General features: G+C 60.7%; 14 protein-coding genes and 1 riboswitch. Of the genes, 8 read left to right on the top strand and 6 right to left on the bottom strand.

All coding sequences use genetic code 11. The annotated features are described in order from the left end of the window. Positions 1-43: 43 nt before the first annotated feature. Positions 44-131: riboswitch (ZMP/ZTP riboswitch) on the bottom strand. Positions 132-366: 235 nt separating this feature from the next. Beyond that, a complete protein-coding gene (locus ABVS03_RS06835) occupies positions 367-1,194 on the top strand; it encodes a bifunctional hydroxymethylpyrimidine kinase/phosphomethylpyrimidine kinase (protein WP_368018529.1) in 828 nt (275 codons plus the stop codon). A gap of 197 nt (positions 1,195-1,391) precedes the next feature. Here the strand turns inward: ABVS03_RS06835 and ABVS03_RS06830 are convergent, their stop codons facing one another. From ABVS03_RS06830 to pdxS, 3 genes are all read right to left on the bottom strand, one after another. Continuing rightward, positions 1,392-2,399: a formamidase gene (locus ABVS03_RS06830; RefSeq protein WP_368018528.1), complete on the bottom strand. Its 1,008-nt coding sequence runs from the start codon at positions 2,397-2,399 to the stop codon at positions 1,392-1,394. Between the two features lie 383 nt (positions 2,400-2,782). Next, positions 2,783-3,373 carry a pyridoxal 5'-phosphate synthase glutaminase subunit PdxT gene (gene pdxT, locus ABVS03_RS06825; RefSeq protein ID WP_330972361.1) on the bottom strand — a complete coding sequence of 197 codons (591 nt, stop codon included), beginning with the start codon at positions 3,371-3,373 and terminating at the stop codon, positions 2,783-2,785. Beyond that, positions 3,373-4,269 carry a pyridoxal 5'-phosphate synthase lyase subunit PdxS gene (pdxS, locus tag ABVS03_RS06820; protein ID WP_368018580.1) on the bottom strand — a complete coding sequence of 299 codons (897 nt, stop codon included), beginning with the start codon at positions 4,267-4,269 and terminating at the stop codon, positions 3,373-3,375. Before pdxS ends, pdxT begins: the two co-directional genes overlap by 1 nt. A gap of 134 nt (positions 4,270-4,403) precedes the next feature. Here pdxS and ABVS03_RS06815 point away from each other — a divergent pair, with 134 nt between their 5' ends. Next, positions 4,404-5,849 carry a PLP-dependent aminotransferase family protein gene (locus ABVS03_RS06815; RefSeq protein WP_368018527.1) on the top strand — a complete coding sequence of 482 codons (1,446 nt, stop codon included), beginning with the start codon at positions 4,404-4,406 and terminating at the stop codon, positions 5,847-5,849. A gap of 3 nt (positions 5,850-5,852) precedes the next feature. Here the strand turns inward: ABVS03_RS06815 and ABVS03_RS06810 are convergent, their stop codons facing one another. Then, positions 5,853-6,194: an arsenate reductase family protein gene (locus tag ABVS03_RS06810; protein ID WP_330972358.1), complete on the bottom strand. Its 342-nt coding sequence runs from the start codon at positions 6,192-6,194 to the stop codon at positions 5,853-5,855. Between the two features lie 210 nt (positions 6,195-6,404). Here ABVS03_RS06810 and ABVS03_RS06805 point away from each other — a divergent pair, with 210 nt between their 5' ends. The 6 genes from ABVS03_RS06805 (at position 6,405) to ABVS03_RS06780 (ending at position 11,699) form a co-directional block, all read left to right on the top strand. After that, positions 6,405-7,166 carry a DeoR/GlpR family DNA-binding transcription regulator gene (locus ABVS03_RS06805; RefSeq protein WP_330972357.1) on the top strand — a complete coding sequence of 254 codons (762 nt, stop codon included), beginning with the start codon at positions 6,405-6,407 and terminating at the stop codon, positions 7,164-7,166. Next, entirely contained in the window at positions 7,163-8,068 is a 906-nt protein-coding gene (gene pfkB / locus ABVS03_RS06800; protein ID WP_330972356.1) for a 1-phosphofructokinase, read from the top strand. The genes ABVS03_RS06805 and pfkB overlap by 4 nt, the downstream gene beginning before the upstream one ends. A gap of 102 nt (positions 8,069-8,170) precedes the next feature. Then, a complete protein-coding gene (locus ABVS03_RS06795) occupies positions 8,171-10,135 on the top strand; it encodes a fructose-specific PTS transporter subunit EIIC (RefSeq protein WP_368018526.1) in 1,965 nt (654 codons plus the stop codon). 108 nt (positions 10,136-10,243) lie between these two features. Further along, positions 10,244-10,639, top strand: coding sequence for an acylphosphatase (locus ABVS03_RS06790; RefSeq protein WP_368018525.1), 396 nt, complete (start codon positions 10,244-10,246; stop codon positions 10,637-10,639). 48 nt (positions 10,640-10,687) lie between these two features. Next, positions 10,688-11,107, top strand: coding sequence for a peptide deformylase (locus ABVS03_RS06785; protein ID WP_330972353.1), 420 nt, complete (start codon positions 10,688-10,690; stop codon positions 11,105-11,107). A gap of 106 nt (positions 11,108-11,213) precedes the next feature. Further along, positions 11,214-11,699, top strand: coding sequence for a flavodoxin (locus tag ABVS03_RS06780; RefSeq protein ID WP_330972352.1), 486 nt, complete (start codon positions 11,214-11,216; stop codon positions 11,697-11,699). Positions 11,700-11,803: 104 nt separating this feature from the next. Here ABVS03_RS06780 and ABVS03_RS06775 read toward each other — a convergent pair whose 3' ends face one another. After that, a complete protein-coding gene (locus ABVS03_RS06775) occupies positions 11,804-12,526 on the bottom strand; it encodes a metalloregulator ArsR/SmtB family transcription factor (RefSeq protein WP_368018524.1) in 723 nt (240 codons plus the stop codon). Further along, on the bottom strand, positions 12,499-12,789 hold a 291-nt coding region (locus ABVS03_RS06770), incomplete at its 5' end, for an arsenic resistance protein (RefSeq protein ID WP_368018523.1). The genes ABVS03_RS06775 and ABVS03_RS06770, both read right to left, overlap by 28 nt.

The raw sequence follows: 12,789 nt of genomic DNA, 5'->3' as shown, positions 1-12,789 counted from the left end.
TCAGGGAGGAAGGCGCATGAGGGCCCGCGCTCCTTCATGAAGCTGCGCATGCCCAGACGGTCGGCGAATGTATGGCAACGCTGCTTCCCCGTGGTAGGCCCACGTTTTATCCGTCAGTCACAGCGCACGCTCTGTCCAGGACAGCAGCTGCTGCCCTGATGCATACGATAGCACGAGCAGGAGAGCTCGGATGACCTGTTCGCCCGAGCTTGGAAAAGATGCATGAAGCCATGGGGGGGTGCCGAAGGCAGGGCCGAGGTAAGGACTCTATGTCCAAACGGAGCAGATGCACCTCGGAAGAGAAGCTTCCTGCTACCCTTTCAGGGAATGCCGGGATGGACCTGGCAAGGACGGAATGGAGCAGGCGTGGGCAAGCGCATAGTGCTGGTAAACGATCTCTGCAGCTACGGGACCGTATCGCTGACGGCAATGGATGCAGTCCTTTCGCGCATGGGCTATGCGACGAGCCTCGTGCCGACGGCTCTCGTCTCGAGCACGTTCAACCGCGAGGAAGTGGCCGTGCTCGAAACCGGCTCCTATGTGCGCGATGCCTTTTCTGCTCTCGACCGGCTGGGAGTGGAATTTGCAGCCGTCGCCACGGGCTACATTGCCACCGAGGACGAAGCTCACTCCATTGCCGACTTCTGCCGCAAGAAGGCAGAGGAAGGTGCGGCCATCTTCGTCGACCCCATCATGGGAGACAACGGTTCCCTCTACCACGGTGTCGATTCTGGAAGCGTCGAGCGTATGAGGAAGCTTGTCGCGCTGTCCGACTATGCTGTGCCCAACGCGACAGAGGCCTGCCTTCTTGCCGGCATGGATCCCTCGAAAGAGGAGCTGACAGAGAAGGAAGCGGAAGAGCTCGTGGCACGCCTGAGAGAGCTTGATGCTGGGTCTCTTGCTATCACGAGCTGCCGCGTGGAAGGCGCGGACTGCGTGCTCGGATACGACAGGCAGCAGGACAGAATCTTCCGTCTTGCGATCGACTATATCCCCTGCTACTTTGCCGGCACCGGCGACATCTTCTCTTCTGTCATGCTCGGCAAGGTCCTCTATGGCACGCCTTTCGAGGAAGCGGTGCGCACTGCGATGGACCTTGTGCGTACGCTCATCTGGCGTCACAAGGACCAGGAGGATGTATTCCTGGGCCTTCCGCTCGAAGAGGAGAACGAGCTTCTCGGCAGCCTGGCATAGAGGCAATTCCAGGACATGCCGGCTGCGCGCATTGCATCAAAAAGAAAAGCATGAAGAACGGCAGGCATATCCCAGAACCATGCAAGAGGGCTCCGCACCACGATGGGCTGCCCTTCTCGGAACACGGGCTTCTGTGCCAGGTTCTGTGGTGCAGACCATGAGGTGCGGAGTCCTTGCTGTTTCGGCGGAAGATGTGCTCAGTCGTTTCCGAAGCGGCCGCCCGTTGTCGGATAGCCGTAGATCGAGCCGTCCTTGATCTGGATCTCGTCCTCCCAGGGCAGATGGTATCTGCCGGCGGCAAGGTCCTTGATGTAGGTGAGGCCGGCATCGCTCTCGCCGCCTGGCTTTGCGACATAGCCGCGGTGGCCGAGGTTGTAGATGTTGTTCTCGAGACCCCAGGTGCGGCGGGCATTGTCAGCAAGCTCGGGATAGATCTCGCCGGTGACGATTTCCCAGGGATTGCGCTGTCCCTGGACGAGCGTCGTGCCGTCGAAGTTGCAGATCTGGCCCTCGCCGAAGTAGTAGAAGGTGTTGTCGTAGCCGGCAAGGTTCACCGAGACGGTGTACATGAGGTTCTGCCAGGCATTCGAGCGGTTGGTCAGAATCCACTGGTCATTGACCTGCGTGCTGTAGCCGGAGATGCGGATATAGACATTGCAGCCCTTGTAGGCAGCTTCGCGCGCAAGCTCGGGAATCATCCCGTCATGGCAGATGCAGACGGAAAGCTTGGAGCCGCCAGGGCCTTCGCAGACCGGCATGCCGAGGTCTCCTGGATACCAGGGCTCGATGGGGTTCCAGGGGAAGAGCTTGCGGTATTTGAGGATGATGTTTCCCGAAGGGTCGATGATGATTGCGGTGTTGTAGGGATTCTTGTTCGGATCGGGATTGCGCTCCATGATGGAAAAGACGCCGTAGACGCCGGCCTCCTGGCAGGCTTTCGAGAAGGCATCGGTCTCCGGTCCGGGAATATCGCAGAGGAATTCGTCGGTCAGCCACTTGGAGGTATTCAGTCCCTGCGTGCTGTACTCAGGAAACACGATGAGCTCGACGCCCGGATAGCCAGCTTTGGTTGCATGGACCGTGCGCACGATGCTCGCGACCTGGCGGTCGATATCTTCCCGGCTGTTGACGACCGGGGCCGGGAACTGGACTGCTGCGACAAGAAATCCGAGCTTTGGCTTGCTCATGCTGCCGATAGATCCCATACATTCCTCCGTCCATAGCCCAAACCTGCCACTCGATGCCAGCACTGACATTATATGCAATAAAATGCATATATTTGGAAGCTGCCGCTGGAGGAGAGAGCTGTCGTACCAGCAGCGGGCCTGTCATTGCCTGCGTCGAATACACTTGAAATCGTAGAGCTGAAGTGGTTTGAAAGCAATGAGGAAGACAGGGATATCTGAGTGTTTACGGGAATAGGCAGAATCGGAAAAGCCATTGCTACAGATCTGAAATATGTGTAACAACTGAATAATTATTCATTCTGTGACCCAGGCACAGCCGGAGCTCTCGGAGGACCGGATGCGGCTAGGGAAGGGGCATGGCAGAATGCCGGCTGCATCCGTCAGAGGATGCAGCCGCTGCTTCAGAGCGCAAGGAACATCTCATGCACGGCCAGGCTCTCTTCGAGCTCGGGATGGAAGGCAAGGCCAAGCTGGGCTCCCTGCCTGACGGCGACAATGCGGCCATCCACCTTGGCCAGGACTTCCACCTCGGGGCCTGCTTTCTTGATGTAAGGCGCCCGTATGAAGGTCATGCCGATCTTTCCCAGTCCCTTGAACTCGGCTTCGGTCCGGAAGCTTCCGAGCTGGCGTCCGTAGGCATTGCGCTGGACTGTGGCATCGAGCGTGCCGAAGTGGCTCTCGGGGCGCGCGGCGCTCCGGTCTGTGCCATCCTCCACGTCGTCCTCGATGTTTCTGGCCAGAAGGATGAGGCCTGCACAGGTTGCAAGAACGGGCATGCCGTCCTCGATGCGCTCGCGGAGAGGGTCCAAGAGCCCCTCCTTCCTGAGGAGCCTTCCCTGCACCGTGGATTCTCCTCCCGGCAGGATCAGGCGGTCGAAGTGACGCTTGAGGTCTGCCTCCTCGCGGATCTCGAAGAAGGGCTCTCCCAGCTCTTCGAGCTTCTGCTCGTGCTCTATGAAGGCGCCCTGGAGCGCCAGCACTGCTGTCCCCATCACTTGCCCCGCTCTGCCATGAGGAGCTCGATCTCGTCCTTGTTGATGCCGACCATGGCCTCGCCGAGGTCGCGGGAAAGATAGGCAAGCTTCTCGGGATCCTGCCAGGCTGTGACGGCGCCGACGATAGCAGCTGCACGCTTGGCGGGGTTTCCGCTCTTGAAGATGCCAGACCCCACGAAGACGCCTTCTGCGCCGAGCTCCATCATGAGGGCAGCGTCGGCCGGCGTGGCGACGCCTCCTGCGGCGAAGTTCACGACGGGGAGCTTTCCTGCATCATGCACGCTCTTTGCAAGCTCGTAGGGCACCTCGAGCTGCTTGGCGGCCTCGAAGAGCTCGTCTTCCCGAAGGGCTTGAAGCTCACGGATCTCCTTCTGCATCTGACGCATGTGGTGCACGGCCTGCACGACATCTCCTGTGCCTGGCTCGCCTTTCGTGCGGATCATCGAGGCGCCTTCCTGGATACGGCGGAGTGCTTCTCCCAGGTTCTTGGCGCCGCAGACAAAGGGCACCGCGAACTTCGTCTTATCGATGTGGTAGATGTCATCAGCAGGCGAGAGCACCTCCGACTCGTCGATGTAGTCGATATCGATGGCTTGAAGGATACGTGCCTCTGCGATATGCCCGATTCGGCATTTTGCCATGACCGGGATGCTTACGGCCTTCTGGATGCCTTCGATCATCGCAGGGTCGCTCATGCGGGAGACGCCTCCTGCAGCCCTGATGTCTGCCGGTATCCTCTCCAGCGCCATGACTGCGCACGCCCCTGCATCCTCGGCGATTCTGGCCTGCTCGGGCGTCGTGACGTCCATGATGACACCACCCTTGAGCATCTGCGCAAGCTCGCGGTTGAGCTTTGCGCGCTCCGGTCCTGCTTCCTGGCCCTTTGCTCCCATCATCCATCCTTTCTGCTGCCTTCTGTGCATGCGGGCGAGGATAGGGGATAGCTGGTTCTGTGTTTAGAGCCAGAAGACATATAATTGGCAGGATCAGAACAAGGCCAGATCATGCAGATAGATAGGACCAGCAGATGCTCTCTCTCGATCTCGCAGACCGTGGCACGCTCTCGCGCTCCGAATATCTCTACCGGACCATTCGCGATGCAATCGTGGCAGGAGAGCTTGCCCCGGAAGAGAAGCTGACTTCCAAGAGGAAGCTTGCAGACGAGCTTGGCTGCTCCCTCATCACGGTCGAGTCTGCGCTCACGCAGCTTGCGGCGGAAGGCTACATCGAGGCACGTCCCCGTCGCGGCTACTATGTCGAGCGGCTGGGAAAGCTTCCGGAGGCTACGGCACAGGCGCTGTCCAAGGCAGAGGTGAAGACTCTCCCAGAGAGGGAACAGCTCCGCATCGATACATCGCATCTGCCAGCACGTCCCGACAGAAGCGCGCTGCTCCTCTGGGAGAGGAGCCTTCGACATGTCCTTTCGGCAGAAGACCTCGACGAGGCATTCTCTTCGCTCACGCCACAGGGATTGCCGAGGCTCCAGCAGGCGATAGCCACGCATCTCGCTCAGACGCGAGGCATGAGGGTGGAGGCAGACCAGATTGTCGTGGCAGCAGGCGCCCAGGTGCTCTACCAGCTTGTGGCGCAGCTCTTGCCGGCAGGCTCCCTCTGTGCCGTGGAAGACCCGGGATTCCCGCGCATTGCAAGGACCTATGAGGCAGAAGGGAAGAGGGCGGTGTCGGTCCCGCTCGATGCAGAGGGCATCGCAATGGAAGGAATCAGGAGCACGGATGTGCAGCTCGCGCACGCGATGCCGTCGCACCAGTTCCCGACAGGCCGTGTCATGAGCATCTCCCGGCGCTATGAGCTTCTGGGCTGGGCTGCGGAGGTGCCTGGCCGCCTCATTGTCGAGGATGATTATGACTGCGAGTTCAGGCTCGCAGGAAGGCCCATTCCTGCCCTTGCAAGCATCGACGCGACGGGTGCTGTCATCTATATCGGCACGTTCTCGAAGAGCCTGGGTCCGGTCGTGCGCGCAGCCTATGCAGTGCTTCCGCCTGCAGCAGCGCGGCGCTACGAAGAGCTCCGGTCCTTTGCGGCAGGCACGCTCGGCACGATCGACCAGCTCGCACTGGCTACGATGCTCGAGGACGGAAGCTACGAGAGCCATGTCGCACGCTACCGGAGGCTCGTGAAGGAGCGTCGTGACCATCTTGCGGAGGCGCTTGCACGGGAGCTCGGGGAGAGCATGAAGCTCGAAGAGGCAGACTCCGGCCTCCATATGATGCTTGCGCTCAGGCTTCAGCCCGCATGGTGCGGACGCGAACAGGAAGCAGAAGAGGCGCTTGTGGAAGCTGCCAGAAAGTGCGGCATAGGGCTTGCAGCGCTCTCCTCGTATGCACAGCTGCCGTATCGAGGAGACAGGTCTGCGCGCTTCGTCCTCCAGTACGAGCGGCTCGAAGATGGAGAGATGGAAGAGCTTGCCGCAAGTCTCGGCACGCTTGCGCGCAGGACAGGAGTCTGTGGCTGAGGGCTATTCCCACGTCTTCCAGACGTCGGGTGCATAGCCGACCGTAGCCTGGCGGCCGTTCCTCACAATCGGGAGCCTGATGACCTGCTGGTTCTCGAGGAGGACCCCTTCGAGCATCGCCTTCGGCGTGTGCTGCACAAGGGCCAGGGCATAGCCATCTTTGCAGGCGGGATCGATCAGGGCTTCGAGGCCGCCTGCGGCACGGGCGACGGATTCGAGCTCGCCCTTCGCGATGCCCTTCTCCTTCATATCGATGTACTGGAAGCGGATGCGGCGCTCCTTGAACCAGCGCTCTGCCTTCTTTGCGTCATTGCTCTTCTTCGTCCCGAAGATCTGGATGTTCATCGCGGCCTCCTCTGGAATATTGTTCCATCCATGGTAGGCGAAGGCGGGATGCGGTGGAAGGAGGGGCTGCTGCCGTGCTGGAAGGCTACCGGTTTTCGGGGTACACCTCCTAAAACATTCAAAAACAGTCACCGAAAATGAAGATTAGTGCTTGAAAATGACGGATTTTGGGTGCATACTGTCTTCAGCAACCAGGGAGAGGGATGAAAGATGCTCGCGACAGAACGCCAGGACCTCATATGCAAGCTCGTGGCGGAGCAGGGGAGCGTCACGACCCCTGAGCTCATGGCAGCGCTCGATGCATCAGAGTCGACGGTGCGCAGAGATCTCGATACCCTCATGCGCCAGCGCAAGGTCGTGCGCGTGCACGGTGGTGCCTGTGCGCCGAAGCGCCATATGGTCATCCAGGACTCGCCGGTTGCGCAGAAGCGCATGGTGAACCTCTCTGCGAAGGAGAGGATCGCCGCCTACGCTGCGACGCTCGTGAATCCGGAGGACTTCGTCTTCATAGATGCGGGATCCTCGACGATGATGCTTGTCGATTCGCTGACGGAGACCCATGCGACCTATGTCACGAACTCCCTTCCCCATGCCCAGGCGCTTCTGGCCAAAGGCATGAAGACGTATCTTCTGGGCGGCATGGTGAAGCCCGTCACGGAGGCAGTCGTCGGGGAGGACGCTATCGCCTCGCTCGAGCGCCTGCACTTCACGCTCGGCTTCTGGGGCACGAATGGCATCTCGCTTTCTGCTGGCTTCACGACGCCTGAGCTTTCCGAGGCCAAGGTCAAGGAAGTGAGCATCGCCCATACGCAGAGCCCCTATGTGCTTGCGGATGCGACGAAGTTCGACCAGGTCTCTCTCATCACGTTTGCAGCCTTCGACCAGGCTTCCATCATCACGGACCATCTCGATCCCGAGAGTGCCTATAGCAATGCGGAGAACATTGTGGACCTAGAGGAGGAGCGCCCATGATCTACACCGTCACCTTCAATCCGTCGATTGACTACATCGTGCGGATGCCCAGGCTCGTGCCTGGAGAGATCAACCGTGTCACCTATGAGGATGTCCTGCCGGGCGGCAAGGGCATCAACGTGAGCATCGTGCTCTCGAACCTCGGACACGCTTCCTGCGCGCTCGGCTTTGTTGCCGGCTTCACCGGACGCGAGATCGAGTCCCGCATGCAGGCCTACGGTGCGACGTGCGACTTCATCCAGGTGAAGGAAGGCATGAGCCGCATCAACATGAAGATCAAGGCCGAGGAGGAGACTGAGATCAACGGCATCGGCCCGAAGATCGAGGAGGCAGACATCGAGGCGCTCTATGCAAAGCTCGATGCCTTGAAGGCTGGCGACGTCCTGGTCATTGCAGGCTCTGTTCCTTCGATGCTTCCGTCCGATATGTACGAACGCATCATGGAGCGTCTCTCCGGCCGCGGCATCGAGATCGTCGTCGATGCTGAGCGCGACCTGCTCGTGAAGGTGCTCCAGTACCATCCCTTCCTCATCAAGCCGAACAACCACGAGCTCGGCGCCATCTTCGGCGTGGAGCTCGAGAAGAGGCCGGATGTCGTGCCGTATGCAAGGAAGCTCCAGGAGATGGGCGCCAGGAACGTCCTCATCTCCATGGCGGGAGAGGGAGCCGTCCTCGTGCCGGAGAAGGGCGACGTCGTCGAGAGCGCAGCACCGAAGGGCACAGTCGTGAACTCCGTCGGTGCCGGCGACTCCATGGTCGCAGGCTTCATTGCAGGCTACGAGGAGAGCAAGGGCGACTACGCCACAGCCTTCCGCATGGGCGTCTGCACGGGATCTGCGAGCGCATTCTCGCCGAAGCTTGCAACGCGTCCTGAGGTCGAGGCACTGCTCAAGACCCTGTAGCCAGACCTGCCGGAAGGCAGCCGAGATAGGTAGAGCGTGCCGGCATCATTGCCGGCGCTTCAGGGGGCACTTCATGGTGCCCAGACAAGAGAGGGGAGCAACGTGAAGATCACTGACTTGCTCAAACCCGAGGGAATCAAGGTGGGCGCCACGGCGACAAGCCAGGATGACGCAATCAACCAGCTGATTGCCCTCCAGGATGCCTCAGGCAACATCAACGATACGGTTGCCTACAAGAAGGCCATCCTCGCCCGTGAGGCCGAGTTCTCGACGGCCGTGGGCGACGGCATCGCCATTCCTCATGCCAAGACCGCAGCCGTGAAGCGTCCGGGCCTGGCAGCGATGACGGTACCGGGCGGCGTGGACTGGAATGCACCGGACGATGCGCCGGCAGACCTCATGTTCATGATTGCAGCTCCTGAAGGCCAGAACAACGCGCACCTCGAGATGCTCGCCGAGCTCTCGAAGCTCCTGATGCACCAGGAGTTCGCAGACGCCCTGCGCGCTGCCAAGACGCCGGAAGAGTTCATGTCCGTGATCGACCACGCCGAGGCAAAGCGCGAGGCAGCAGATGCTGCCAAGGCCGCTCCTGAGGCAGTGGCAGCTGCAGGATACCCTGAGGTCCTCGCGATCACCGCCTGCCCGACCGGCATTGCCCACACCTACATGGCAGCCGAGAACCTGGAGAAGAAGGCCAAGGAGATGGGCATCACGCTCAAGGCCGAGACCCAGGGCTCTGCAGGCGCCAAGAACATCCTGACGGCTGACGAGATCGCCCACGCAAAGGGCATCATCATCGCTGCGGACAAGAATGTCGACCGTGCACGCTTTGGCGGCAAGCAGGTCCTCTCCACGAACGTCTCCGCCGGCATCAACGAGCCGGAGAAGCTCATCCAGACCATCCTCGACGGCAAGGCTCCCATCCAGGAAGGCACCTCGGTCTCCGCTTCCGAGACGTCGGGCGAGAAGGACTCCACCTGGCACGTGATCTACAAGCACCTGATGAACGGCGTCAGCCACATGCTTCCGTTCGTTATCGGCGGCGGCATCCTCACGGCCATCGCCTTCCTCGTCGACCAGCCAGGCCTCGGCACTGCTGCCTACGGCTCCTCGATCCCTGCGGCAGCCTTCTTCAAGACCATCGGCGGCGAAGCTTTCGGCATGATGCTGCCGATCCTTGCAGGCTTCATTGCCATGTCCATCGCTGACCGTCCGGGCCTTGCGCCGGGCTTTGTCGGCGGCCTCTTTGCCAAGACCGGCTACAGCCTTGCCTACATCACGCTCCTGAACTCCGATCCCAAGGCCGCAGCGGCTTCGTGCATCTCCGGCGGCTTCATTGCAGCGCTCTTTGCCGGCTTTGCGGCAGGATACATCGTCCTCGGCATCGAGAAGCTCTGCGACCATATGCCCGACTCGCTTGAAGGCATCAAGCCGATGCTCATCTATCCTCTGCTCGGCACGCTTGCAATCGGTGCGGTCATGTTCGTCCTGAACCCGCTCTTCGGCGCCATCAACACCGGCCTCAATGACTGGCTGAACGGCATGGGCACGACGAACATCGTCCTTCTCGGCGCTGTTGTCGGCGGCATGATGTCGATCGATATGGGTGGCCCGTTCAACAAGGCAGCTTACGTCTTCGGCACCGGCGCCCTCACGGCCGGCACGACCTCGGGTCAGATCATCATGGCTTCTGTCATGGTCGGCGGCATGGTTCCTCCTCTCGCTATCGCTCTCTCCACGACCTTCTTCAAGAACAAGTGGTCCAAGGCCGATCGTGACGCCGGCATCGTGAACTACATCATGGGCCTTTCCTTCATCACCGAAGGCGCCATTCCGTTCGCAGCAGCAGACCCCGGCCACGTGCTTCCGTCCTGCATCATCGGCTCTGCCATTGCAGGCGCCCTCTCCGCAGCCTTCGGCTGCACGAGCCCCGCTCCTCACGGCGGTGCCTGGGTCATTGCTGTCATCGGCAACCCGTTCGGCTACCTGATCGCTCTTGCCGCTGGCTCTGTCATTGCCTGCCTCATCCTCTCCCTCTGGAAGAAGCCCTACCAGCAGGAGGCCTAAAGGTCCAAGGCACATACGAGTTCCATCCGGGAAGCAGCTCTTCGGGGCTGCTTCCCTTTTTGCAATACAGGCAATGGGGAATACTGGTCACAGAGACAAGGAGGAGCCATGGGATTTGTCTGGCCGTGGAAGCGGCAGAAGAAGGTCAATCAGGTGCCGGACGAGATGGCGGCAGCGGCACATGCGGCATCTCTTGCAGAAGGCACGGATGCAGAGGGTCCGAAGAGGCGCCTCGAGCTTCGCTATGGCGGCAAGGTGCAGGCGGTGGGCTTCCGTTTCCAGGCACAGATGCTTGCGCAGTCTGTGGGCGTCACGGGCTGGGTCAAGAACCTCGACGACGGAGACGTGCTCCTCGAGGCCGAGGGGACGGCGGCGCAGCTTTCTGCCTACAAGAAAGGGATAGAGGACCTTTCGCAGAGCCGCAATACCTGGATCGATGCCAGGCTCGTCTCGGAGCGGGAGGTGCCCTGCGTGCACGACACCAAGTTCCGCGTACAATACTAGGGACTTAAGAATGCTGGGATAGCATATTCCTCTTCAGAAAGGCAGCTCATGATCAAGGAACTCGTGAAGGACGAAGCCATCCTCTCCAAGCCCTGCGAGAAGGCAACAGCAGAGGATGCAGCGCTCGCACAGGATCTCGTGGATACCCTCGATTCGCTCGAGGATGCATCCTGCCTCGCAGCAAACCAGATCGGCGTCTCGAAGGCCGTCTGCGCACTGACGGATGACAACGGGCACGACTATGTGTTCTACAATCCGAAGCTCCTCTTCGGCATCCGTCCCTACAAGACCGAGGAAGGCTGCCTCACGAAGGATGCGGTCTCGAAGGTCACGCGCTACCAGAAGATCCGCGTGAGCTACCAGGAGCTCAAGGACGGCAAGCTCGTCTCCGAGACCCGTGATTTTGTGGGCTGGTATGCGCAGATGATCCAGCACATGATCGACCACTGCCAGGGAAAGCTCGTCTAGGGAAACGCTTTTCGCGCCGTTTCGCAAGACGCGATAGAATTGTCCAGATCGAAGAATGGCCCATCAGCACGGCATCCGCACCGAAGCTCTGGCACAGGGAGGCATCATGCCCAGACAGGAACTCGTCACCTATTTCTCGGCTACTGGCACTACAGCCAAGCTGGCTGCCCGGATAGCTGGGATTCGTGGCTGCGAAGCGGTGCCCATCCTGCCGAAGGTGCCCTACAGCGTAGCCGACCTGAACTGGGGCGATACCGGATCTCGAAGCTCGCTCGAGATGGGCGACGATTCCTGCCGGCCTGAGCTCGAGCCCCTGGAGCGCAATCTTGCGGACTACGGCGTCATCTTCGTCGGCTATCCGATCTGGTGGGGACAGGAGCCTCGTGTCATCGATTCTTTCCTCGAGGGCAATGACTTCACGGGCAAGATCATCGTCCCCTTCGCGACGAGCGGCGGCTCAGATATGGGATCCAGCCCTGCCCGCATCCAGGCGCTGACACCGGGCTCGACGGTACGTGGCGCACGTCTTCTTTCTGTGGCGTTTCCGGACGAGGTGCTCGAGCGCTGGCTCGGCGAGCTGCAGTTCGAATAGCGGTACGTCTGAAGTCCGATGCATGAAGATGCAGGAACGCCCGTCCGGCAGCTGGACCGGACGGGCGTTCCTGTCGAGGATTTCTTCCTGTAGCGCTCTTCCGCTCAGCAGCAGGAGGCTACGCAGCGGGGCGCCTCTGCCGTACATCTGAGCTCTCCGAAGAAGGAGGCAAGCATCCCTGCTTCTGCAGGATCGATCGAATAATGGCACCAGCGGCCTTCGCGGCGGCAGCTGACGAGCCCTGTCTGGCAGAGCACCTTCATGTGGTGCGAGAGCGTGGCCTGCGTGATATCGAGCTGCTCGAGGAGCTCGCAGGCACAGATCTCGCCTTCGTCTGCTATTGACTGGACGATTGCGAGCCGGTTCTCGTCCGCGAGTGCCTTGAAGACAGCGAGCATCCTGGCATCCGCTGCAGCGCGCTGCTGGCAGAGCCGTCTGCTGAGCTCACGGAGATGCTCGGCTATCCTGTCAGCGCACTCCTCATAGCCTTCAGGGGCTCCGCCCATAGGGTCTTCGAGCTCCCAGTCTTCGCGGTGCGTGCAGGGAAGCGCAGGACAGCTGACGCCGCAGCCCATCGTGACAGCGATATCGGCCTTGCCGATGGCAGACAAGGGCTTCGGATGGAGGCCTTTGGCAGAGATGCCCCTCCTGGCAAGCTCTGCGGCAGCTCCCGGGTCTATCACAGGCGCCGGGTCGGTCCCGGCAGAGCAGGGCTCTGCCCACGCGGGCAGAATCTCGCGCGCAAGCGCTTCTGCCATCTGGCTCCTGCAGGCATTGTGCGTGCAGATGAAGGCAATCTTCACCGTGCGTCCGCCCTCTTTGGCCATGCAAGCCTCCTTTCGAACATGCGGGCAGCATTGACCAGCATGATCAGCGTCGGCACCTCGATCAAAGGACCGATGACGGCAGCGAACGCCTCCTCGGATTCAAGCCCGAAGGTGGCGGCGGCAACGGCAATCGCAAGCTCGAAGTTGTTGCCAGCGGCCGTGAAGGCGACCGATACACAGCGCTCATAGGAGAGGCCCTGGGCGTGGGCTGCGAAGAAGGAGCCGAAGAACATCGCTGCAAAGTAGATTATAAGCGGGATTGC

Source organism: Olsenella sp. AGMB03486, from assembly GCF_040884255.1.
Taxonomy (GTDB): domain Bacteria; phylum Actinomycetota; class Coriobacteriia; order Coriobacteriales; family Atopobiaceae; genus Olsenella_L; species Olsenella_L kribbiana.
Note: the sequence above shows the minus strand (reverse complement) of the source record. Positions and strands in the feature narration are given on the sequence as shown.